The 23,541-nt window shown below is 60.5% G+C and carries 21 protein-coding genes; 16 read left to right on the top strand and 5 right to left on the bottom strand.

The genetic code is table 11. The features are described 5' to 3' along the window. Positions 1 to 45 precede the first annotated feature (45 nt). The 4 genes from QM647_RS10500 (at position 46) to QM647_RS10485 (ending at position 6,716) form a co-directional block, all read left to right on the top strand. On the top strand, positions 46 to 972 hold the full coding sequence (locus tag QM647_RS10500; RefSeq protein WP_414995463.1) for an ATP-binding cassette domain-containing protein: 927 nt from the start codon (positions 46 to 48) through the stop codon (positions 970 to 972). A gap of 2 nt (positions 973 to 974) precedes the next feature. Then, positions 975 to 1,736 carry an ABC transporter permease gene (locus QM647_RS10495; protein ID WP_414995734.1) on the top strand — a complete coding sequence of 254 codons (762 nt, stop codon included), beginning with the start codon at positions 975 to 977 and terminating at the stop codon, positions 1,734 to 1,736. Between the two features lie 308 nt (positions 1,737 to 2,044). After that, positions 2,045 to 3,664 carry a phospholipid carrier-dependent glycosyltransferase gene (locus QM647_RS10490; protein WP_414995462.1) on the top strand — a complete coding sequence of 540 codons (1,620 nt, stop codon included), beginning with the start codon at positions 2,045 to 2,047 and terminating at the stop codon, positions 3,662 to 3,664. A 166-nt stretch (positions 3,665 to 3,830) separates the two neighbouring features. Next, complete coding sequence (locus tag QM647_RS10485; protein WP_414995461.1) at positions 3,831 to 6,716, top strand: M16 family metallopeptidase; 2,886 nt, start codon at positions 3,831 to 3,833, stop codon at positions 6,714 to 6,716. A gap of 71 nt (positions 6,717 to 6,787) precedes the next feature. On the opposite strand, the gene QM647_RS10480 is transcribed toward QM647_RS10485, so the two are convergent. Beyond that, positions 6,788 to 7,582 carry a hypothetical protein gene (locus QM647_RS10480; RefSeq protein ID WP_414995460.1) on the bottom strand — a complete coding sequence of 265 codons (795 nt, stop codon included), beginning with the start codon at positions 7,580 to 7,582 and terminating at the stop codon, positions 6,788 to 6,790. 165 nt (positions 7,583 to 7,747) lie between these two features. Between QM647_RS10480 and QM647_RS10475 the strand changes: the two genes are divergently transcribed. The 8 genes from QM647_RS10475 to QM647_RS10440 all read left to right on the top strand — a co-directional run bounded on the left by QM647_RS10475 (position 7,748) and on the right by QM647_RS10440 (position 14,137). After that, positions 7,748 to 8,341: a PAS domain-containing protein gene (locus tag QM647_RS10475; RefSeq protein WP_414995459.1), complete on the top strand. Its 594-nt coding sequence runs from the start codon at positions 7,748 to 7,750 to the stop codon at positions 8,339 to 8,341. 67 nt (positions 8,342 to 8,408) lie between these two features. Beyond that, the gene (locus QM647_RS10470; protein ID WP_414995458.1) at positions 8,409 to 9,179 is read left to right on the top strand and encodes a polyphosphate kinase 2; all 771 of its coding nucleotides are present in this window, start codon (positions 8,409 to 8,411) and stop codon (positions 9,177 to 9,179) included. 153 nt (positions 9,180 to 9,332) lie between these two features. After that, positions 9,333 to 9,941 (top strand): hypothetical protein, encoded by a 609-nt coding sequence (locus tag QM647_RS10465; protein WP_414995457.1) that lies wholly within the window; start codon positions 9,333 to 9,335, stop codon positions 9,939 to 9,941. A gap of 98 nt (positions 9,942 to 10,039) precedes the next feature. Beyond that, complete coding sequence (gene ubiA, locus QM647_RS10460) at positions 10,040 to 11,062, top strand: 4-hydroxybenzoate octaprenyltransferase (RefSeq protein WP_414995456.1); 1,023 nt, start codon at positions 10,040 to 10,042, stop codon at positions 11,060 to 11,062. Between the two features lie 14 nt (positions 11,063 to 11,076). Then, the gene (locus tag QM647_RS10455; protein ID WP_414995455.1) at positions 11,077 to 11,910 is read left to right on the top strand and encodes a PdaC/SigV domain-containing protein; all 834 of its coding nucleotides are present in this window, start codon (positions 11,077 to 11,079) and stop codon (positions 11,908 to 11,910) included. Further along, positions 11,907 to 12,569 (top strand): class I SAM-dependent methyltransferase, encoded by a 663-nt coding sequence (locus QM647_RS10450; RefSeq protein ID WP_414995454.1) that lies wholly within the window; start codon positions 11,907 to 11,909, stop codon positions 12,567 to 12,569. Before QM647_RS10455 ends, QM647_RS10450 begins: the two co-directional genes overlap by 4 nt. Continuing rightward, on the top strand, positions 12,570 to 12,914 hold the full coding sequence (locus QM647_RS10445) for a VOC family protein (RefSeq protein ID WP_414995453.1): 345 nt from the start codon (positions 12,570 to 12,572) through the stop codon (positions 12,912 to 12,914). It abuts the gene before it with no gap. A gap of 41 nt (positions 12,915 to 12,955) precedes the next feature. Beyond that, a complete protein-coding gene (locus tag QM647_RS10440) occupies positions 12,956 to 14,137 on the top strand; it encodes a tetratricopeptide repeat protein (RefSeq protein WP_414995452.1) in 1,182 nt (393 codons plus the stop codon). On the opposite strand, the gene QM647_RS10435 is transcribed toward QM647_RS10440, so the two are convergent. Further along, positions 14,138 to 15,007, bottom strand: a complete 870-nt coding sequence (locus QM647_RS10435) for an NAD-dependent epimerase/dehydratase family protein (protein ID WP_414995451.1) — start codon at positions 15,005 to 15,007, stop codon at positions 14,138 to 14,140. It lies immediately after the preceding gene. Between the two features lie 118 nt (positions 15,008 to 15,125). Between QM647_RS10435 and QM647_RS10430 the strand changes: the two genes are divergently transcribed. Further along, a complete protein-coding gene (locus QM647_RS10430; RefSeq protein ID WP_414995450.1) occupies positions 15,126 to 16,667 on the top strand; it encodes a UbiD family decarboxylase in 1,542 nt (513 codons plus the stop codon). Here the strand turns inward: QM647_RS10430 and QM647_RS10425 are convergent. Then, the gene (locus tag QM647_RS10425) at positions 16,664 to 18,040 is read right to left on the bottom strand and encodes a putative bifunctional diguanylate cyclase/phosphodiesterase (RefSeq protein ID WP_414995449.1); all 1,377 of its coding nucleotides are present in this window, start codon (positions 18,038 to 18,040) and stop codon (positions 16,664 to 16,666) included. The genes QM647_RS10430 and QM647_RS10425 overlap by 4 nt on opposite strands. Before the next feature lie 93 nt (positions 18,041 to 18,133). Further along, complete coding sequence (locus QM647_RS10420) at positions 18,134 to 20,089, bottom strand: putative bifunctional diguanylate cyclase/phosphodiesterase (protein WP_414995448.1); 1,956 nt, start codon at positions 20,087 to 20,089, stop codon at positions 18,134 to 18,136. A gap of 188 nt (positions 20,090 to 20,277) precedes the next feature. Between QM647_RS10420 and QM647_RS10415 the strand changes: the two genes are divergently transcribed. Genes QM647_RS10415 through QM647_RS10405 form a run of 3 tightly spaced genes read left to right on the top strand, consistent with a single transcriptional unit; the run spans position 20,278 to position 22,711 of the window. Further along, complete coding sequence (locus QM647_RS10415) at positions 20,278 to 21,657, top strand: TldD/PmbA family protein (protein ID WP_414995447.1); 1,380 nt, start codon at positions 20,278 to 20,280, stop codon at positions 21,655 to 21,657. After that, complete coding sequence (locus QM647_RS10410) at positions 21,657 to 22,451, top strand: inositol monophosphatase family protein (RefSeq protein ID WP_414995446.1); 795 nt, start codon at positions 21,657 to 21,659, stop codon at positions 22,449 to 22,451. Before QM647_RS10415 ends, QM647_RS10410 begins: the two co-directional genes overlap by 1 nt. Before the next feature lie 23 nt (positions 22,452 to 22,474). Beyond that, on the top strand, positions 22,475 to 22,711 hold the full coding sequence (locus QM647_RS10405; RefSeq protein ID WP_414995445.1) for a DUF4170 domain-containing protein: 237 nt from the start codon (positions 22,475 to 22,477) through the stop codon (positions 22,709 to 22,711). 38 nt (positions 22,712 to 22,749) lie between these two features. On the opposite strand, the gene QM647_RS10400 is transcribed toward QM647_RS10405, so the two are convergent. Then, the gene (locus QM647_RS10400) at positions 22,750 to 23,439 is read right to left on the bottom strand and encodes a fused DSP-PTPase phosphatase/NAD kinase-like protein (protein ID WP_414995444.1); all 690 of its coding nucleotides are present in this window, start codon (positions 23,437 to 23,439) and stop codon (positions 22,750 to 22,752) included. Between the last annotated feature and the right edge of the window lie 102 nt (positions 23,440 to 23,541).

The following is a 23,541-nucleotide window of genomic DNA, read 5'->3' as shown; positions in this document are numbered from 1 at the left end:
ATAACGGACTATATAGGCCATACGCTACCCGGCAAAGGATATCAGATGGATTCGGTCATCTCGATCAAGCAACTCGACAAGACCTACAAGAGCGGTCACCGGGCATTGAAATCCATCGATCTCGATATTAAACGTGGCGAAATCTTCGCCCTGCTGGGGCCGAACGGCGCCGGCAAGACCACCTTGATCGGCGTGGTGTGCGGACTGGTGAAACTGACCGGCGGCACGGTGATCGCCGACGGCCACGACATCACGAAGGATTACCGCCAGGCACGCGCCAAGATTGGCCTGGTGCCGCAGGAACTGGCCACCGACATGTTCGAAACCGTCTGGTCGACCGTGACCTTCTCGCGCGGCCTGTTCGGCCTGCCGCCTAATCCGCCCCATATCGAAAAGGTGTTGAAGGATCTTTCCCTGTGGGACAAGAAGGACAACAAGATCGCCACCCTCTCCGGCGGCATGAAGCGCCGGGTGCTGATCGCCAAGGCCCTGTCGCACGAGCCGAAAATCCTGTTCCTCGATGAGCCGACCGCAGGCGTCGATGTCGAGCTGCGCCGCGATATGTGGAAGATGATCGGCCGCCTGCGCGAACAGGGGGTCACCATTATTCTGACGACCCACTATATAGAAGAAGCCGAGGAGATGGCCGATCGCATCGGCGTCATCAACAAGGGCCAGATCATACTGGTCGAGGAAAAGCACGCCCTGATGAAAAAGCTGGGCCAGACCCGCGTGACCATCGGCCTGAAATCGAAACTCGATGCCCCGCCGGATATCCCACAAAAGCTCGACCTCTCCGACGACGGCGAAACCCTGACCTTTACCCTGACAGGTGAAGGCGATGCCGAGGATGCCAGCGTAGCCGACGTGCTCAAGGCCCTGATGGACCGGAAGATCGACTTCAAGTCCGTCAGTACCAAACGCTCGTCGCTGGAAGATATCTTTGTCGACCTGGTGGAGAAAAAAGCATGAACTTGAACCTCCACGCCGTCCGCGCCATCTATTTCTTTGAGCTGCACCGCACCTGGCGGACTCTGTTCCAGAGCATCGCCGCCTCGGTTATTTCGACCTCGCTCTATTTCATCGTCTTCGGCTCGGCCATCGGCAGTAAAATGACCCTGGTCGATGGCGTCTCCTACGGCGCCTTTATCGTGCCCGGCCTGACCCTGCTGTCGATCCTGACGGAAAGCGTCTCGAACGCCTCATTCGGAATCTATCTGCCGCGTTTCACGGGGACGATCTACGAACTGTTGTCGGCGCCAGTGTCTGTAGCTGAAGCCCTGCTTGGCTATGTTGGGGCCGCAGCCACCAAGTCGGTCATCCTCGGCACCATCATCCTGATCACGGCGCGCCTCTTCGTGCCTTATGAGATCGCCCATCCCGTCTGGGCGGCGCTTTTCCTGGTCATGATCGCCCTGACCTTCTCGCTGTTCGGCTTTATCCTCGGCGTCTGGGCCGATGGTTTCGAGAAGCTGCAGGTGGTGCCTCTATTGATCATCACCCCCCTGACCTTCCTGGGCGGCACCTTCTATTCCATAAAGATGCTGCCCGAGCTGTGGCAGACCGTTACCCTGTTCAACCCGATCGTCTATCTGGTCAACGGCTTTAGATGGACCTTCTACGGCAAGGCCGATGTCAATGTGCTGATCAGTTTCGGCATGACCCTGGTCTTCATGGCGGCTTGCGTCACCGTCATCGCCTGGATCTTCAAAACCGGCTATCGCCTGAGAAGTTGAGACAGAGCTAAAAAACATCCTGCCGGACCCGGGACCAGCAGGTCCGGCGGGATGACGGTGCGCGTCCGGAAGAGGGAAGAATTGCGCCCGATACACGACATGACCTCAGGGGAATTGATCAGGCCGCGTTTACAAAATAGACCCTCAAAGGTTGTATTTTTATTAACAGGGCGCCAGGATCTCCCGCAAAAATTGCACCCCTAGCGATCGAGTGCACTTGCTGAATCAAAGCCTGCGGACTCTATAGGCAGAACCGGACGAATAGGGCATAAGGAACGCCCCTGCCAAAACGACATAAACGAGCCCAGATGACGGTCGATACGAACATGCCCGCCGCTACCTTCTCACAGAAGGTCCGGACCTTTGCCGATCGTTTGTGGAATGCCGATGACCAGACCCTGCGCTGGGTACTGGGCGTGTTGATCATCATCCTGGCCTGCTTCAATTTCGTACGTGACCTGAACAATCCCTACCACGCCTTCTGGGACGAATCCTATTACCTGACCACGACCCAGCGCTATGTCGAGGGCAAGGCGCAATATGCCTCGCACCCCCCGCTTGGTTTCATGTTCATGGACCTGGGCGTCAAGACCGGCAAGATGCTGGGCGTCAACAGCCATATCGACACCCATGCCCTCGGCGATGTGAAGAAGATCGATTCGCGCATCGTGCCCAAGGGTTATGACTTCACCCCGATCCGCCTGCCCTCGGCCCTGTTCGCCATTGTCAGCGCCCTACTCTTCTACCTGATCATACTGAAGCTCAATGGAGAGGCCTTCGAGGCCTTTGTCTTCTCGCTGCTGTTCGTCTTCGAGAACGCCTACATCGTCCATTTCCGCGCCGCCCATCTCGATTCCTACCAGTTCACCTTCACCCTCGGCTCGATACTGGTGTGGCTGCATACCTTCGGGCGCGAACCGAAACGCCCGCTCCTGACCTATGCCGCCTTTGGCCTGCTGTGCGGCCTCAGCTTCATGGTTAAGGTCAATTCGCTGGTCATGCTGGCGCTCGGCGCCCTGAGCCTGGGCCGCGCTTTGTGGATGGACCATTCGCGCCGCAACTGGCTGCGGCAGTTCGGCCGCGGCAGCGCCATCGCCGCCGCTTTCCTTTCGGTTGTCGTGCTGATCTTCACCCTGCATGTCGCCTTCAATCCCAACAAGCCCGACATCACCACCAAGGCCGGCACACGCGATTACAACGCCATGGGCCAGGTCTACAGAGATTACCTTGCCCACAAGCGCGGCCTGTCACCCGCCGTCGTCTGGGACGCCACGGTCGGTTATTACAAGTACATGAAGTATGACTTCACCGGCGAGGTAAAGACCGAACCCAATGGCTCGCAACCTGTGCTGTGGCCCTTTATGGCCAAGGCCATCACCTATCGCTGGGATTTCGACGGCAAGAAGACCGCCTATACTCACATGCTCGGCAATCCGGTCAACTGGGGACTGGGCCTGATCGGCATCGTCGGAGCGGCTGTCCTGATCGCACGCCGCCGCTTCGATCGCCGGGAGACACCGGATGCGGAAGCACGCGCCCGCGACTATGACCGGCTGGAGGCCCTGTTCGCCATGTTCATGGTGTTCTGGACCTTCCACATCTATCTCGGCATCCACCGGGTCATGTACATCTACCACTATTTCATCGGCCTGGCCCTGACCTTCCTGCTGATCGCCCTGTGCTTCAAGATCGTGGCGCGGCAGGTGCCGCTGGTGGCGAAATACAGGTTCGGCCTTCTGTGCGGCCTGAGCGTGCTGATCGCCTGCAGCTACCTCTTCTACGCTCCCCTGACCTATCACCAGTATATGACACGCGATGAATGCAATCTGCGCAATGTGCCCGTCACCCTGATTGTCTGCCAGCCGGTCAAGAAGAAAAAGGCGGAGCCCCTGCCGGCCACGCCATCGCCCTCACTTAACAAGAGCTAAAGCGTCGATCCTGAAGAATAGGATCTGCGCTCTATTCCCTTGTTTAACGCGCATCTTAATCTGAAAAGTGCGTCACACTTTTCAGGATGCGCTCGTCCTGACGGATTTTGCTTTATTCAGCCGTAATCCTGCGGCAGTGTCCGGTTCCATAACCGGAGCGACACTGATGACGATAAAGAAATCCCTGCTGACCGCCTTCGCCATCGCGGCCCTGACCACGACCGCCCTCACCCCTGTCAGCGGTTATGCGCAGGCACCTGTTTCCGCTCAGCTTGTCGACGTCAGCAAGGGCCTCGATTTCGCCCAGAACCATTCGGACATCAAGGCCGACCCGGCCGTGCGCTTCGGCAAGCTGCCCAACGGCATGACCTATATCATCCTTAAGAACGCCACCCCGCCGGGCACCGCTTCGATTCGCCTGCGCTTCAATGGTGGTTCGCTGATGGAAGACGACAGCCAGCAGGGCCTGGCTCACTTCCTCGAACACATGGCTTTCAACGGCTCGAAGAACGTGGCCGAGGGCGACATGGTCAAGATCCTGGAGCGTCACGGCCTGTCCTTCGGCGCCGATACCAACGCTCATACCGGTTTCGGCGAGACCGTCTACGAACTGGACCTGCCCAAGGTGGCCGATGACGACCTCGATACCGGCCTGTTCCTGATGCGCGAAACCGCCGGCAACCTGTCGCTCGACGACGGCGCCATCGACCGCGAGCGCGGCGTCATCCTGGGCGAGGAACGCGCCAGCGACAGCCCCGGCCGCCACGCCTACATGAAGTGGGCCGACGCGGCCTTCGGCGGCCAGAAATATCCCGTCCGCCTGCCGATCGGCCAGATCGACATCATCAAGACCGCCAAGCGCGACCGCTTTGTCGACTATTACAACAGCTTCTACCGTCCGGAACAGGCGACCCTTGTCGTGGTCGGCGATTTCGATCCGGACGCCATGGAAGCCCGCATCAAGGCAAAATTCTCCGACTGGCAGGCCCCGGCCGCGCCGATCCGCGTGACCGATTTCGGCGCCTATAAACCGAAGGGCGTCACCTCCGAGGCCTATGCCGAAAAGGGCCTGCGCACCGAACTAACCCTCACCTGGTCGCAGCCGATCAAGGAGGTCTATCAGGATGAGGCCAAGGAAACTGTTGATTTCCTCGACGGCCTGCGCACCCAGATCCTCAATGAACGCCTGGAGCGCCTGGCCAAGCTGGCAGATACGCCCTTCGCCGCCGCCTCGATCGGCCATGACGATGTCGATCACACGGCCACCGTCACTCAAGTGTCGATCACGCCCAAGCCCGGCCGCGAGAAGGAGGCCTTCGTCGCCGCCTATACCGCCGTGCGCCAGTTCATCGAATTCGGTGCCGATCAGTCCGAACTCGATCGCACGCTCAGCGACACCGAAACCTATTTCAAGCAAGCCCTGATGGGCGCCAATACGCGCAACAGCCGCACACTGGCCGAATCCCTGGTCAACACTGTGGCCGATGGCGAGGTCTTCACCTCACCGCAGCAGGACTGGGACTATTTTCAGAAGCTGAAGCCTTCGATCACGCTGGATACGCTCAATGCCGGCATCAAGCCGCTGTTTGCCGGCGATGGCCCGCTGCTGTGGCATGAGGGCGCGACCCTGGGCGATTTCGACCAGAAGGCCTTCCTCGATACCTATACGGCCGTCCAGTCAACGAAGCTGACGGCACAGGAAGCCCGCACCATCAAGCCTTGGCCCTATACCGATTTCGGTACGCCGGCGAAGCTGGTCAAGCGCGAGGAGATCAAGGATCTCGGCCTGACCCAGCTGACCTGGTCCAATGGCGTACGCGCCACCATCAAGACGACCAATTTCAAGGACGACGAGATCGGCATCACGGTGCGCTTCGCCGGGGGCTTAAGCGCCCTGTCGCCGGCTTCGAAGCCGCCAGTCTTTGCCGCCTCGGTCTCCGACCTGCAGGAAGGCGGCCTCGGAAAACTCAGCGCTTCCGAGATCAAGGACACCCTGACCGGCAAGATCTACAGCATAGGCCTCGATATCGGCGAGGACGCCACCACGCTTTCGGGCGGCACCAATCCGACCGACTTCGCCACCCAGATGCAGGTGCTGATAGCCTTCACCAAGGATGCCGCCTACAGCCCCGACGCCTTCGCCCGCCTCAAGGCCTTCATCCCCGACTATTACAATCAGCTCAATTCCACCCCCGGCGGCGTTTTCCAAATGAGCGGCGCGGCCGCCCTGCGCGGCAACGATCCGCGCTTCACAATGCCGAGCCAGGCCGACTTCCTGGCCACCACCAATGACCAGGTCAAGGCCCTGATCGACCATCAACTCAAGACCGCACCAGTCGAAATCACCGTTGTCGGCGATATTTCCGAGGCGGAAGCCGAAGCGGAGATCACCAAGACCTTCGCTACACTGGCCAAGCGTCCGGACAAGCCCTCCATCCCCGCCGATGGCCTGTCCCTGCACTTCCCGACGACCAACCTGAAGCAGACTTTCGAGCATCAGGGTCGCGCCGACCAGGACCTGAGCTATATCGCCTGGCCGGGCACCGACTTCTTCTCGGATACCCAGCGGGCGCGCGGCCTGACTGTACTGGCCGAGGTGCTGTCACTGCGCCTGACCGATATCGTGCGCGAACAGAAGGGGCTGAGCTATAGCCCCGATGCCAGCAATTACTATTCGCAGACCTTCCCCGGCTATGGCTATCTCAGCGCCGTCGCCCAGGTGAAGCCGGAAGACGACCAGGCCTATTACGACGCCGTGGCCGGTATCGTGGCCGACCTCAAGGCCCATCCGATCAGCGATGACGAATTGCTGCGCGCGCAGAAGCCCCTGCTCGACCGCATGGATACCGACCTGAAGACCAATACTTACTGGGCCGGCGCCCTGCCGGGCTCGACCACCGACGCGAAGAAGCTCGACTATATCCGTAACCGCCGTGAGCAGTACAAGGCGGTGACGGTGGCCGATATCCAGAAGCTGGCCAATGAGTATCTCGACATGAGCAAGGCCCTGCGCATCCAGATCAAACCGACGACGGACACGGCCACCAAATAGGCAAACAAAAACCCCGCCGGATGAACCGGCGGGGTTTTCAGTTTGTCTTGGTGCACTTTATTATAGGTATATTACTGGACGAAGCCGCCGACGCCGCCATCGAAGGTCATTACCGTCAGGCCGGCGCTGCTGCGGGCCGAGGCGACCTGGCGCTGCTTGGTGATGGTCTCGGTACGGGTCAGGGTCAGAACCTTGACGCCGACGCCGAAGCGGCGCAGCAGCGAACGCTCGTTGCACTGGCGCTGCGGGATCTGCACCTTGCAGGTCAGGGCGCCGTTTTCGAACCACAGGGCCTCGTTCTTGGCGCATGTGGCGTTCTTGCCGCCGTCGAAATTAATGTGTGAACCGTCATAGTCCGAATAGGTCCACTGCATGTGCGTGCCGGCGATGCAGCGATAAACCTCACCGCGGTAGGAACCGGCGATGTCACGGCCGGCAAAGACCTGCGAGGCCGGATGCGGCACGCCGGTATCGTCAATGCAGCTGGCCTGAATGATGGTCTGCTTGGTGAAGGTTTGCTGTTCGCTGTAGGATTCAAAAGCCGACTCGTCGCCGCCGACCACGTTCAGCGCGCCGACCGACTGCGGATAGCCCGGGGTCTGCGACCAGTTGCTGTAGCCGCCGGAATAGCTGGACGAACTCGAGGTCGAGTTCGAAGAGCTGGAGGAACGCGAGCTGGAATAGGAACTGGATTTCGATCCGCCACCACCACCGCAGCCCGAATTACAGCCGTTCTGCGGGGGACGCGGGTTGCTCGGCTTGGTGGGGGCCGACGGCTTGCAATCGCAGGCCATGGCGCCTCCGGCAAAGGACAGCAGGCCAATGCCCAGCAGGGCGATCACAATATTCTTAAAGACAGCGCGCATCAAAACTTTCCTCATGGCTTTTCGCCCTCGTGGCTATTTGGCCATTCCTCAGCAAGAACCATACCGCGCCAAACTTGCCTTTTGATTAAATCATGCACCGAAAATGTACTAAAACACCGTTTTTCGGCAGCGATCTTGCCTCTTGTCCCGGCAAAGGAGATCGTTGTGCCCCATTCCAGTACAGTTTCATTCCTGAATTACTGGCGCGGCCTGCAGATGCAACCGGACAAGGCGCCCCTGCGCGAGCATTTTGATCCGGCCCGCCTCAAGGCCCTGATGCCGCAGATGATGATGGTCTCGACCACCGATCACCATCACCGGTTTCGCCTGTCGGGCGGATTCTTGCGCTCCCTGCATGGCTATGACCTGAAGGATACGGCCTTTCCGGCACTCTTCCGCAACGCCTCGCTCAGTTCGCTGACCACGGCCCTGATGCTGGCCCGCCGCCGCGAACTGCCGGTTATCCTGTCGTTGACCGCGCCGTGGAACGTCTCGCATCCCGACATGTCGCCGGAAGAACTGGCCCTGTTCCAGACTGAGACAGTCCGCCTGGAAATCTGCCTGTGTCCCATGCTGAACGGCTACGGCAAGGTGGACCGCATGGTCGGCCTCTACCAGACCCTCAGCCCGATGCCGCGCAATCCCAATGGCGTGCTCGGCCGCTACACTCTTGAAGCCTCGCGGCTGATCGAACCGGAACCGGCCGAGAAGATCTCGCACCTGCGCCTTGTAACTTCGGACGGTCGCCGTATCGCCTGAAACACGGATTACACTTGTTTCCTTACGAAATTCCGGCAAGCTGGAAGCGTTTAATAAGGAGGATCAGGTGTCAAAACACGACGACAAGGAAGTCGCCCAGAAACGTCTCGAAGCCCTGCAGGTGGCGCTGGTCGACACCCAGATCTGGACCATGGCCAATGGCCGCAAGGTCTGTATCCTGTTCGAGGGGCGCGACGCCGCTGGCAAGGACGGCGCCATCAAGCGCCTGACCGAATGCCTGTCGGTGCGCAATACCCATGTCATCGCCCTGCCCAAGCCGACCGATTTCGACAAGGGCGCCTGGTGGTTCCAGCGCTATGTCAACCGTCTCCCCTCCACCGGCGAATGGGTAGTATATAACCGCTCGTGGTACAACCGCGCCGGGGTCGAGAAGGTCATGGGCTTTTCCACGCCCGACCAGCAGGAAACCTTTATCCGCGACGTGCCCGATTTTGAGAGCATGATTGCGCGCAGCGGCATCACCCTGATCAAACTATGGCTCGATATCTCGATGAAGGAGCAGAAGGAACGCCTCGATGACCGCCGCTCCGATCCGCGCAAGAAGCTGAAGGTCAGCGATCTCGACCAGGTGGCGCAGGACCGCTGGACCGATTATTCCGCCGCACGCGACGACATGCTGCGCCGCTCGCACCATGAACATGGCCCGTGGATTTGCATCGCCACCGACAGCAAGGTCAAGGCACGTGAAAACATTCTGCGTCACGTCCTCAAGGTACTGGATTGCCCCCATGCCGGCCGCGATGTCGCCGCCCCCGATCCGGATATCCTCTTTTCCTATGACGAGGTGATCGAGGGTCGCAAGAAACTCCAGCCGTGAACAGGACGGGAACATCGAATCACGCGGCAAATTCTTGAAAAATAAAAGGTTAAAGTAACCGTTTATTGACTCTGTTTTGAGAAGGTCATGGCGTTGCTGTCGGCAAAAGGGCCGTCAGTCTGAACAAAAGGTTCAGGGCCTATGATACCCCGCGTGACGCGAAGCGCACATGACGTAAACAGCCAGAAGGCGCCCCCACCTGCTCCCGTAAAACGGGCCAGCCTGAAAGAGTGCGGCACCTGCAATCTGTGTTGCAAGGTCTACGACATCCCCGATCTCGAAAAGAAAGCCGGCCACACCTGCATGAACGTGCGGCCCGAAGGCGGCTGCGGCGTCTGGGGCCTGCACCCGCAGATCTGTCAGGAATTCAAGTGCCTGTGGCTGAAGCATGACGATATGAACGGCCTGTGGCGGCCGGATCACGCCGGTTTCGTGCTGCGTCTGGAACCCAACGGCACCACCCTGGCCGTCGATGTCGATCCCGACCGGCCGTACGACTGGCGCCGCCCGCACTATTATGAGCAGCTGAAAATCTGGTCGGAAGTCATGCCGAAGAACGAAGGTCTGGTGCTGGTCTATGCCCCGGAAGGCCTTTACGTCATCACACCGATGGAAGACCTCTTCCTGAAGGCCCCCAAGCGCGGCGACATCCTGGAAACCGGCATGGAAGACAGCCTGTTCGGCCGGCGTCCCTTCGCCCGCGTCATCCCGGCCGCCCAGGTGCGCCGCGACCGCTCGCAACTGATCAAGCGCCGGGCTTAGCAAGGGCTACAGGCCCTTGCCCCATTCGTCAGACAGAGCACGCGCAACCGTCTCAGAATCCCCTCGACAATTCGCCCTGCACGGTTCATCAACGGCGCATGACGACACGTGCTCCTTCTCAGGCGCCTCTCCCTGACGCCGCCACGCTCAACTGGGTTGACCGCTACGCCCCCCGCGCCCTGCAACCCTGGCTGAAACTGGGCCGGTTGGACCGGCCGATCGGCATCTGGCTGCTGTTCCTGCCGGGCGCCATGGGGTTGGCCTTCGCCATCGCTCATCCGTTTTTCGCCACCGATACCAGCGGCAACAGCCAGGTCATGCCGCCGCTGGACGTCCTGCGCTATCACTTTCCGTGGTACAAACTTTTACTGTTCGCCATCGGCTCGGTGCTGATGCGCGCCGCCGGTTGCGCTTTCAACGATTTCGTCGACCGCGACTTCGATGCGAAGGTGGAGCGCACACGCGGCCGCCCGATCCCCTCCGGCCAGATCAGCCCGAAGCAGGCCATCGCCTTCGCCGCCATCTGTTCGCTGATCAGCTTTCTGATCCTGATCCAGCTGGGCTGGCTGGCCATCGCGCTCGGCGCCGCTTCCCTGCTGCTGGTGGCCGCCTATCCCTTCATGAAGCGCATCACCTGGTGGCCGCAGGCCTGGCTGGGCCTGACCTTCAACTGGGGGTTCCTGATGGCCTATGCCACGGTGACCGATACCCTGACCCTGCCGGCCCTGCTCTTCTATGCCGGGCTGATCTTCTGGACCCTGGGCTATGACACCATCTATGCCCTGCAGGATATCGAGGATGACGCCATGATCGGCGTCAAATCGAGCGCACGGGCCCTCGGAAAGCACACGGTCAGCGGTGTCAGCCTGTTCTACGGCATGGCAGCGTTGCTCACCGGCATCGCTGGCTGGCTGGCGGGCCTGTCGCCGCTCTTTTTCGGTGGACTTTTCCTGGTGCTGGCGCATCTATTTATGCAGGTGACGCGTCTGCGGCCGGATTCGTCAGGTGAACGGTGGAATGGCCCCCTGGCCCTCAAACTGTTCAAGTCCAACCGGCTGACCGGCATAGTGTGGTTCCTGAGCCTGCTGGCGGTGCATTTCACCGGTGCGATGAATTCATAAGATCAGGAGAGGTCATGCCGCCGATATCGACACGCCGTTTCGCCACCGCCATGGCATTGGGCGTTCTCGTCACGGTCACGGCCTGCCAGAAAAAGCCTAAGGACCAGCCCGCCGCCAGCCCGGCGGCCACTGTGCCGGCCGGTCCGCCGCCGCCCCTGACCATCGCCAGCACCACGGCCGATGCACAGGTCAATCTGACCCTGCCCGAAGGCATCAAGCTCTATCCCGAACTGCATACCCGGCTGTACAACCAGGGACAGTCCGAACTGACCGCCTTCGTGGATCAGGCGCACAAGGACCGCGCCCAGAACAGCGCCGACGGCATCGAAGAGCCACCCTATTACCACAGTATCGTCTGGAAGATTTCCGCCCAGACGCCACGACTCGTCTCGGTCTATTCCGAAGCCGACGACTATCAGGGCGGCGCCCATCCCAACCATACGATTGAGACCCTGCTGTGGGACCGCAACACCAGATCGATCATCGACACCCAACGCCTGTTCCAGCCCAATGCCGATTTCCGTACGATCGACACCTATCTCTGCCGTCAGGTCGAGGCCGCACGTTCGAAGCGGGCCGGCGAGCCGGTTTCGCAGGCCAGTTCCGGCTTCGCCTGCCCGAAATTCACTGACAGCCGACTGGTGCTGATCCCGGCCCAGGCTGGTGGCAGGATCGGCGCGGTGGATGCCCTCTATGCGCCTTACGATGTCGGCCCCTATGCCGAAGGCCCCTATGAGATCCGCGTGCCGCAAAGCCTGCTCACAGGCGTCATCGCCTCCGAATTTGCCGATCAGTTCGGCGGCGAGCCGGTCGCGCAGCAGGCCCTCAGCGATCCGGACGCCGAGTGACCGACCTGACCGCCTTTATCCAGGCACAGACCCGCCCTCTGCCCGTGCCCTCCCTGCCTTTGATCCGGCTATATCAGGCTAACGAGGTCACGCCGCTGTGGCTGATGACCGAGCAGGAGATGGCCAGCCAGCGCCTGTCACCCCCCTTCTGGGCCTTCGCCTGGTCGGGGGGACAGGCCCTGGCGCGCCATATTCTGGAAAACCCTGAAATCGTGCGCGGCCGGCGCGTGCTCGATATCGCCTGCGGCTCCGGCCTGGTCGGTATCGCCGCCAGTCAGGCCGGCGCGCACAGCGTGCTGTGCAATGACATCGATCCCTATGCTGGCGCCGCCGTGGCGCTGAATGCGGCGCTGAACGGCGTCGACCTCGCCTTCACCGGTCATGACCTGCTGGCCAGCTCATTGCCAGAAGGCCCATTGCCCGAGGTCGATGTCATATTGGCCGGGGATATCTGCTACGAAAAACCGATGACTGACGCCATGCTGACATATTTTCGCCGCGCCGCGCGGCACAGAATAGAGACCTATATCGGCGATCCGCACCGGACCTATTTCCCGACAACGGGACTGATCCGGCTAGCGGATTATGATATCCTGACCAATGCCGATATCGAGGAAACCGCCGTGAAACCGGCCAGTGTCTGGAAACTGGAGACCTGAGTGCCCCAACACCACAAGATCGACTATATCGAGCTGCCTGGCGGCGATCTCGGCGCGGTCAAAAGCTTCTACACCAAGGCCTTTGGGTGGAATTTCATCGATTACGGCCCCACCTACGCCGCACTGGCCGATGCCGGGCTGGACGGTGGTTTTCAGGGCGATGCGGCGGAGGCTTCCGCAAAGCCGCTGGTCATCCTATATAGTGAAGATATCGAGGCATCGCTTGCCGCCGTAAAGGCGCAAGGGGCCGGAATAACCAAGGCGATCTTCGATTTTCCCGGTGGCCGCCGCTTCCATTTTACCGATCCGGCCGGTAACGAACTGGCCGTGTGGTCCGACAAGTAGGTACTTAAGTGAACAGGCTGGGCTGGCTTCCGCTGACAGGTATGCTGATAAGTACTCTGGCGATCACGGCGTCTCCTGCCGCGGCGGCGCTTGTCCCGCCCAAGCCGCCAACCGCCAAGGAACAATTCAAGGCCCTGAGCGCCAGGGCCGAGGGCGGCGATATCCAGGCGCAATACGACCTGGCGCAGGTCTATTTCGACGGCCTGCTCGGCCAGAAGTCGGACGATAAGTCCGGCATTGCCTGGATCACCAAATCCGCCGAGGGCGGCAAGCTTGAGGCACAGTTCGATCTCGCCGAGGATTACCGCCTCGGCCATCACACGAAAGCCAATGGCGATCAGGCGCTGAACTGGTACCAAAAGGCCGCCGACCAGGGTCAGGACGACGCTCGCGCCTTTGTCTGCACCACCTATACCCAGAGCGAGACAGTAACCGCCGACTGGACGAAGGCCCTGCCCTATTGCCAGAGCGCCGCCGCAAAAGGCGATGCCGACGCACTTTATGCCCTGGGCATGGTCTATCTCGAAGGCAAGGGGCTTCCGGCCGACAGCGCCCTGGCACTCGCCAACCTGAAAAAGGCCGCCGACCAGGGCCACGGCGCCGCCCTGACCGAACTTGGCCAGATCTACATGATCGGCGATCTGGTACCGCGCAATGAAACCGAATCGCTGAACCTGTTCAAGAAGGCGGCCCGGTGCGGCAACCGCGAGGCCGTCCGCCTGCTGGCGCACCAGTATGAGTCCGGCATGGGCACGCCGGCGGACCTCGGGCGCGCCGGCCGGCTCTACGATATCCTGGCCCGTGTCGATAACGATAGCGCCGCGAAGGACTGGTTGAAGGCCCATCCCGATGCGACGCGCGACGATGTGCTGGAGCTGGGCAAGATTCCGCAGGACGTGATCTTCTACGCCACCGACAACAGCGATCCGCGCTTCCAGACCCTGGATATCCACGGCTATTACGATCAGTTGAGCGTTTCAGCCTATCCCGGCGATGCCCAGAACGACCGGGTCAGCGGCCGGGCCGAGGCCGAATGCCGCTTCACCGCCACCGGCGATTTTGATGATTGCGTCCTGACCGCCGAAGACCCGAAGGATTACGGCTTTGGCTCTGCTCTGATGCACATCATGGACCGGCTCGGCAGTTCCGGTAACAAGACCGATTGGGCGAAGTCGTTCGACGGCAAGTCGCTGCACCTCTCCATGCGTTGGAAGCCGGAATAGTTACTCAAACTCCGGCTTGAATGGCCCCGGCTGATAGCTGAAATCGCGCGTCGCGGCGCTGTGGTCGAACCACAGGTCGCTATTCATGCGCAGGACCATACTGATATTGCGCTTCAGCTTCTTCGGTCGGATCAGGTTCGCGGCGAAAAAGCCGATCCGCCACAGGATTTCCGGCAGGGCGACGATCACCGGCATGCGGTCCAGCGCCTCGAATATCCGCCGCACCATGGCGACATAGGTCAGGTCCTCACCACCACTGAGATTATAAGCCTTGTTATAGGCCGGCTTCGCGGTCAGGGCCTGCATGGCTGCTTTTGCCAGGTCGCGGGCATGGACCGGCTGGCGCAGGCCGGAAGCCAGGCCGCAGACCGGGAAAAAACCGAGCTTGCGGATCAGGCCGGCGATCCGGGTGATATTTTCATCCCTGCCCTCGTCATAGATCAGGGTCGGTCGCAACAGGGTATAGGCCACGCCATGCACCGCGCAGAAATCGACCAGGGTCTGTTCGCCCTGGGCCAGACGCGCCACCACCTCGCGTTCTTCCGCCTCCGCCGAAGCCGCCTTGGTCAACCGGCTGGTCGAGGAAAAGGCGATGATCCGCTTCATGCCCAGCCCAAGCAGGCGTTCGAGCAGGGTATCGGTAATCAGCCAGACCGGCGCGCAGACAATCACCGCCGGAAAGGTATGGTTCGGCTGGAATTCGTAGGGGCGTTCGGTATCGAGAATCAGTCCCGATCCCGCCAGCGGCTGGCGCGAGCTATACGCCACCGAGGCCTCCGGCCAGCCCACGGCACGAACAGCCTCAGGCATGCGCCGCCCCACCAGGGAACGGGCACCGATAACCAGCAGGCCTTTCTTGTCTTCCTTCACGCTTGATCTCCGCGAATCCGACCAGCTTGGCGGAATTGCATGAGCTTTTCAATGGCATGCGCCGCCATTGCCATTCGCCACGTTCCGGCCTATGTCGGCAAGTAAATTGAGGTGTGACATGGCGGCTTATAAATCCCTGCGTGATTTTATCGATAAACTGGAAGCCGATGGCGAACTGGTGCGCGTGAAAACGCCCGTCTCCACACATCTCGAAATGACCGAAATCCAGACCCGCCTGCTGGCCGAAAAAGGCCCGGCCGTGCTGTTCGAGAACGTCACACTGGAAGACGGCACGCCCTCGCCCATGCCGGTCCTGGTCAATCTGTTCGGCACGGTCAAGCGGGTCGCCATGGGGGTCACGCTCGAAGGCCGCGAGCGCACCACCGGCGCCGAACTGCGCGAGGTCGGCGAACTGCTGGCCTTCCTGCGCCAGCCGGAGCCGCCGCGCGGTCTGAAGGATGCCGTCGGCATGCTGCCGCTGATGCAGACCGTGCTTTCCATGCGACCGAAGACAGTAAAAACCGCACCGGTTCAGGAGGTTGTACTGACCGGTGAAGATATCGATTTAACCAGACTGCCGATCCAGGGCTGTTGGCCCGGCGAACCCGCCCCGCTGATCACCTGGCCGCTGATCGTCACCAAAGGACCTTCGGAAAAGCGCGAGGACGACTACAATCTCGGCATTTACCGTATGCAGGTGATGGGCAAGAACCGCACCATCATGCGCTGGCTGGCCCATCGCGGCGGCGCACAGCACCACCGCCGCTGGAAGGCGGAAGGCAAGAGAGAGCCCCTGCCCGCCGCCGCCGTGCTCGGCGCCGATCCGGGCCTGATCCTGGCCGCCGTCACACCCGTTCCGGATACCCTGTCGGAATACCAGTTCGCCGGCCTGCTGCGCGGCCAGAAGGCCGAGCTTGTGCCGGCAAAGACCGTCCCCCTGCTGGTGCCGGCCCATGCCGAGATCGTGCTGGAAGGCCATGTCCTGCTCGACGAGTACGCCGACGAAGGCCCTTATGGCGACCACACCGGCTATTACAATTCGGTCGAAAAATTCCCGATCTTCGAGATTTCCGCCATCACCATGCGGAAAAAGCCGATCTATCTCTCGACCTTCACGGGCCGTCCACCCGACGAGCCGTCCGTTCTGGGCGAAGCCTTGAATGAGGTCTTTATCCCGCTGATCCGCCAGCAATTCCCGGAGATCGTCGATTTCTGGCTACCGCCGGAAGGCTGCTCCTACCGCATCGCCGTCATCAGCATGAAGAAGGCCTATCCCGGTCACGCCAAGCGCGTGATGATGGGGGCCTGGTCGTACCTGCGCCAGTTCATGTACACCAAGTGGATCATCGTGGTCGATGACGACATCAATGCCCGCGACTGGAAGGACGTCATGTGGGCGCTCTCCACGCGCATGGACCCGGCCCGCGATATCACGGTCGTGGAGAATACACCGATCGACTACCTCGACTTCGCCTCCCCTGAAAGCGGCCTCGGCTCCAAGATCGGGCTCGACGCCACCAACAAATGGGCGCCGGAAACCCATCGCGAATGGGGTGAGAAACTCTATATGGAACAGTCCATCATTGATCGCGTGTCGGAAAAGTGGGCCGAGATGGGCCTGCCCGGTTCAGGAAAAGATATCTGGAACAAAGGATCTTAAAACGCTGCCGTAATGCGGGCCTGCAGAGTGTGAGGCGTCGTGACAAGCTCGGCTGACACGACCTGAAGCTGAAAAGTGCCAATCGGCACGGGGCGCCCGAAATAATAACCCTGGAACTGGTGACAGCCGCCATCGCGCAGGAACAGGTGCTGGGCGGCCGTTTCCACCCCTTCGGCCAGCACAATAAAATCGAGGTCCCGTCCCATACGGATGATGTTGCGAACCAGCGCAGCGCCTTGCGGGCTTTCAACCGCTCCCTGAACGAAACTGCGGTCGATCTTGAGCTGGTATACGGGCAGGCGCCGCAGATAACTGAGCGAGGAATAACCGGTACCGAAATCGTCAAGCGCGAAACTGATGCCAATGGTGCGCAGAATGTTCATCCGCTCGGCCACCGCCTCGATCCCGCCAATCAGCACATTTTCGGTCAGCTCCAGTTTGAGCTTCGTCGGATCGATGCCATACAATGACACGGTTTCCTGCACCAGTTCGGCGAAGCCATCGCGGTTGAACTGGCTGGGACTGACATTTATAGCCAGGGTCAAGTCGCACAGTGCGGGCTGCGCCTTCCATGCGGCCAGTGTCTCGCAGGCTGCCTTCAATACCCAGCCGCCGACGGTTGGCATAAGGCCTGCTGTCTCGGCTGCGGGAATGAAGATATCCGGTGATACCCAACCCCGCTTCGGGTGATTCCAGCGCAACAGGGCCTCCGCGCCGACGATCACACCGTTGAGGTCGGTTTGCGGCTGGTAGAATAGTTGCAGCTGACCATTGCGGATCGCGGCTGGCAGTTCGCGTGCGACGGCGCTGGGATTGACGAATTCGCGTTGCAACGCGCAAATCATGCCCCACAAGAGGGCGGTTGACAACGAAGCGTTCAGCCACACCCCTATTTGGCGGATGCTGACTGGAATAGGCTGGGCGCCCGGCAGTTGAAGGTTGCAACTGGCAAAAACCACGAAGGCTATCAGGCTGGCACCCGTTATAGCCATCTGGAATACCGACCGGCGCCGCATATGGTTGAGATAGCCCATGACCGCGAGGGTCAGGAAAAAAAGGTGGGTCACACGCGGCGCATCCGCCATATTCGTATCGAACCACAGACAAAAGCCGGTGATGAATATGAAGAAGGCAAGCTCGGCAATGACAAGCACCGCATCGAGCCGGCCGGCCCGTGCCAGGACGAAGCCCACCACGCCGGTGATGGTCGGGAAGAGTTCGGCAATCGCCAGCCCCCATTGCCGATTGGCGGCAAATACCACCGCCCAGAAAAGACTGAACAGGGCCACTACAAGAGAAGCCGTCTGGTAAGCAAAGGTCACGCGCCGCAACCGCTTGTCCGCCGACATTTCCAACTGCTTCGATGGTTTCAAGCGACTAAATCTCTTTCTGATCGAGCGCCGCAGGCGCTAGGTCAGTTAAGATTACCACCGGAAGTTTAACCATTTGCTGAAATGAACTTGCTATTAAGCCGTCGCGCGACCCGGTCCCGTCTGCGCGGCTGCCCCCACCTGCCTGACCTCGTTGTCCAGCCACGGCAGGACCTGATCCGCCGGCAGAGGTTTGGAGAACAGATAGCCCTGAATATAGCGGGCGCGTACCTGCATCAGCTTGTGCATCTCGGCCTCAGTCTCGACGCCTTCTATGACGCACTCCAGGTTCAGATTTCGGCACAAATCGATGATTGTCTTTATAATTTTCAACGCCGAACTGTGCTGGAGCAGTTGCACCACGAAGCTGCGATCAATCTTGATTTTATCGACCGGCAGCCGATGGATATAGCTGAAGCTGGAATAGCCGGAACCGAAATCGTCGATGGCGATGCGGCACCCCATGGCCTTCAGCCGAACCAGCGCCTCGCACGCCTGCTCGAAGTCAGTCAGCATGGCAGTTTCGGTGATTTCAAATTCGATGCGCTGCGGATCGATGCCGGAGTCGCGCACGGCCTTGCAGATATTGGTGATCGAAATGCCGGAACGCAGATCACGCGCTGACAGGTTGAACGACACCTTGGTATCGGCCGGCCAGGTGCGCACCTTGGTCAGAGCCTTCTCCAGCAGCAGCAGGGTGATCTGGGTGATCAGGCCGGAGCGCTCGGCCGCCTTGATGAAAATATCCGGCCGGACATTGCCCAGCTTGGCGCTGTTCCAGCGCGCCAGGGCCTCGAAACTGACCGTGCGATGTTCGGTGATATCGACCTGCGGCTGAAAGACGATCGACAGTTCGGCCTCCAGGTCGCTGGTGCGCAGGGTCTGGTCGACCTGGCTGAAATCGCTCATCTCCGTTTCGTGCTTCTCGGTAAAGACGACCGGTGCGCCACGCAGGTTCTGCTTGGCGAAATAGAGGGCATAGTCGGCGCGTTCCAGCCACTGCGAGGCCGTCAGGTGATCGTTGGCGCAGCGGACAAAGCCGACGCTGGCGGAGATATTGGCGGTGATGCCCCCCAGCAGGTAGGTGTCGCGCAGAGTGTCGCAAAGCTGCTGACCGAAGCTGTCCAGCTCGGCCGGCGGCACATCGCCATAAAAGATCAGGGCGAATTCGTCCCCACCCATGCGCGCCGCGAAGGCTCGCTCGCCGCAGACCTCACGCAGGCGCCGCCCGACCTCGATCAGCAGGGCATCGCCGACGCTGTGGCCGTAGATGTCGTTGATCGGCTTGAAGCCGTCCAGATCGATCAGGGCCAGGTGAAAGCCCTTTTGCCCCACCTTCAGGCCGGCAATCGCCGCCTCGATCAGACGGAAGAAACTGCGGCGGTTTGGTAAGCCGGTCAGCATGTCGCTGTCGGCCATGGCCTGGGCCTCGACATGCAGGCTTTCCGCCCGGACACGCGCCTGCACGGCCCGCAGCAGGGTCTGGCGCACCACAGTGGCCAGCAGGATCGCCAGCGGCACCATCAGCATAATCATGCCGACATTGTCGATCGACACCCCGCCATTGAACTTGATGGCCATATAGCCAACGGTCAGCAGGGTCACCAGAACGCTGGGAACAACGACCTGCAGGCTGATCCCGGTCATGGAGAAGATCAAGGCCAGGAAAACGAAATAGACCAGTCTCTTGGGATCGAAATGCAAGGCCTGAAAAGTGACCGGATTGGCGAACAGGAGAATATTGACCGTCAGGCTAGCGACATTGAGCTCTGAAACGCGCCGTGCCGATTTCAGGTAGACACAATAGAGATAAAAGCTGGCGATTGTCGTCAGTCCGGACAGGGTCGCCATAGCGACCAGGGCGTTCCCCGTTTCCGTGAAGAAGCGATTGAGAGTCACATAGGCGTAGTAGAAACCGATGGTCAGGCAATAGCTGGAGACGATGGGTTTCATCGCCGCCACCTGCTCCGCCTCACTCAGATCCAGAGGGGCAGTCTCTTTTTTGCGCTGCGACAACAGGCTGGCGTAGGTCAATTTTATCCAACTCAGCATACGCCAGTCCTGGTCCCTAATCCCTCAGGACGCGCCTGATCGCCGGCACCGTAAGAGCGACACCTAAAAAAACCGCTAACCCAGCGGTATTCGGATGCAATTTGCGCATATTTTCCGCTCGCCTTTCGGGTCAAATTGTCACAAACGAGACTTGCTTTCATATCCGTGGCGGGCCTATAGAATTGAGCATGTTGCAATCGCGAAACGCCCCGCTGACTGCCGCGCCCGATGCGCGGTTCGAGCGCCTCGAAAACCTGCTGACGGCGGCCCGCAAAGCCGGCGCCGATGCCTGCGAGGCCGTCTTTGCCGAAAGCCGCTCCCTGTCGGTCGGCGTGCGCAAGGCGGCAGTAGAAACCGTCGAGCGCGACGAGAACAGCGATCTTGGCCTGCGCGTCTTTGTCGGCCGCAAGCAGGCGGTCGTTTCCGTTTCCGAATTTTCGCAAGGTACGCTGGACCGTCTGGTCGAACGCGCTATCGCCATGGCGCAGCTGGCGCCCGATGACGCCTATGCCGGCCTGGCCGACCCGGCCCTGCTCTATGCGGGCACAGTCACCGATCTTCAGCTATTCGACGGCACGCATCTCAGCGCCGAAAGCCTGCAACAGCGCGCGCTCGATATCGAGGCCGCCGGCCTGTCGCTCGGCAGTGACGCGCTTCAAAGCGATGCCGCCAGCACCGGCTACGTCCAGAATCAGTGGTCGATGCTGACCTCCGGCGGCTTTCGCGGCAACCACACCACCAGCCTGTTCTTCCAGTCCGGCCGCTATATCGCCACCGATGCCGAAGGCAATATGGAGCGCGATGGCGAAGGCCGCTCGGTCCGTTTCGCTTCTGACCTGCCTGACGCCTCAGACACCGGCCGAATCGCCGCCGAACGTGCTCTGGCGGCGCTGGGTGCCCGCAAGATCGATACGCAGAAGACCAGCGTCATCTTCGACAAGCGCATCGCCAAGTCGCTGATCAGCCAGTTTATCGGCGCCATTTCCGGCACCATGGTGGCGCGCGGTTCCAGCTTTCTGAAGGACCGGCTCGGCCAGCGGTTGTTCGATTCGTCCATCCAGATCATCGATAACCCCCTGCGTGTGCGCGGCCTGGGCTCCTGCCTGTTCGACGATGAAGGCGTGGCGGTCAGCGAACGCCATCTCATAAAGGATGGCGTCCTGGGCGGCTGGCTGCTGAACAGCGCCGCGGGCCGCCAGTTGGGCATGGCCTCAACCGGCCACGCCTCGCGCAGCCTGACCAGCGCGCCGGGCGTCTCGACGCATAATGTCACCCTGAGCGCCGGCACCCAATCGCCGGAAAGCCTGATGGCCTCGGTCGGCCAGGGCGTAATCGTCACCTCGATGTTCGGCCCCAGCGTCAATAACGACACCGGCGACTGGTCGGCCGGCGCTTCCGGCTTCTGGTTCGAGAATGGCGTCATCGCCTATCCGGTCAATGAAATCACCGTGGCCGGCAACCTGATCGACATCTACAGCCGCCTCGTCCCCGCCAGCGACCTGGAAATCAAGGGCACACTCGATACACCGAGCCTGCTCGTCGAAGCCCTGAGCGTCGGGGGCAAATAATGCGCGACGATCACGCGACCGACCTTGAGCTCATTACCGACAAGGTTCGTCGCGCCGGCGCGCTCGCCCAGCATCTAAAGGCGAATGGCCTGATCACCCGTTACAAATCGGACGGCTCCATCGTTACCAATGCAGATACCGAGGTCAATCTATGGCTCAAGGAAGCTCTGCTGGCCGCCCGCCCGGATTATGGCTGGCAGAGCGAGGAAGAAGCCGACAATACTGAGCGCCTGACTTCCTTACGCACCTTCGTGCTCGATCCGATCGACGGCACCATGGGCCTGTCCAAGGGCAGCCCCTACTGGACCATCGCCCTGGCGGTCATCGAGGCCAATCAGCCGGTCGCAGCCGTGGTCTATGCCCCCGATTCCGGCGAACTGTATTCGGCCGCTTACGGTGAAGGCGCCTGGCTGAATGGCCAACCGATTCACGCCAGCCAGCGCGACACCCTGGAAGACGCCGAGGTGCTGGGCGATGCCCGCCTGTTCGGCAAGGATATCTGGCCCCTGCCCTGGCCACGCCTCAGCGTTCACTCCCGTCCGTCCGTTGCCTACCGCATGGTCTGCGTCGCTGCCGGCAAGGCCGATTTCACCCTGGCCCTGACGCCGAAACGCGACTGGGACGTGGCCGCCGCCACCCTGATTGCCCAGGAAGCCGGCGCGGTGGTCTCGGACCATTTAGGCAATCCTTATGGATTCAATGCTATAGACAGCCTCAAACCCAGCCTGATCTGCGCGGGCGCGCCGCTTTTCGATGAAATCATTCGAAGGTGCGCTCACCTGGAAACCCTTTGATATCAACGTGTAAGAGTAAGACAATGAGCGACAAGCAACTCCTCCATCTCGTCATCGGCGGCGAACTGACCGACCTCACAAGCACCACCTTCAAGGATCTGAAGAAGATCGAGTTCGTTGGCGCCTATGCCAACAACGCCGAAGCCGTCCTGGCCTGGCGCTCGAAGGCGCAATCCACTGTCGATAATGCCCTGATGCGTTACTTCGTGATCCACGCCCACAAGCTGATCGATCCGTCGAGCGACGATCACAGCCACTAAACACCTAAAAAGCCGCCGGGATGATCCGGCGGCTTTTTCTATTCCCGTTTCAATAGCTTGTCGGTCAGCAGGGTGCCCCACCAGCTGGCCTTGAAACTGGCTTTCAGCTTGTCCGGATCGTAGTCCGGCCCTTGCGTCCAGTCCCAGAAGCTGATGCCCTGCGGCTCGATATCGCGCAAGTAAACCTCGAACACATAGTCGAGCACGCCGGTATGTCCGGCTTTCATATGCAGGGTACGCAGACCGAGTTCCTTGGCTGAATCGCGGATCGAGTGGCCGAGGTGGAAATGGCGGTAAAGCACACTCATCATCCCCGCACGGTCGGCGCCAGACTTGCAATGCAACAGCGCCGGATATTCGATACGGTCGAACAGCGCCTTCGCCTCGCGGAACTCTGCGGCGGTCGGCAGACTGCGCGACGTCAGGCCGAAATCCTCAAGCTGGAGGCCCAGCTTTTCGCAGGCGTGCTTTTCGAGATAATAGAAAGAGCCCTTGCCACCCCGAAGATTGATAACCGTTTTGATGCCCTGCTTCTTCCACCAGGCCAGCTGGAACGGCCACGGCTGGTTTGTGCGCACCATGTCCGGCCCGATCCAGTGGGCATTGGTGAAGCCGATTCGCAAATAGGCGTGGTCCGCCCACAGATAATGCAGATAGGTGGTGAAAAGCCCCCATTTGGTGTCCGTCGGAAACGGCTTAACGTGCGATTTTTTTGGGAGCAGCTTCAAGGGCACCTCGATTGTGGATTCGCTCGCCCATTAACACATAAACAGGCGACAGGCTTTCAGAATTCGAGCATAACCCTATATAATCGCTCACAAAGCCATTTC

The sequence above is a fragment of the Asticcacaulis sp. genome (assembly GCF_047605585.1).
Classification (GTDB): domain Bacteria; phylum Pseudomonadota; class Alphaproteobacteria; order Caulobacterales; family Caulobacteraceae; genus Asticcacaulis.
Note: the sequence above shows the minus strand (reverse complement) of the source record. Positions and strands in the feature narration are given on the sequence as shown.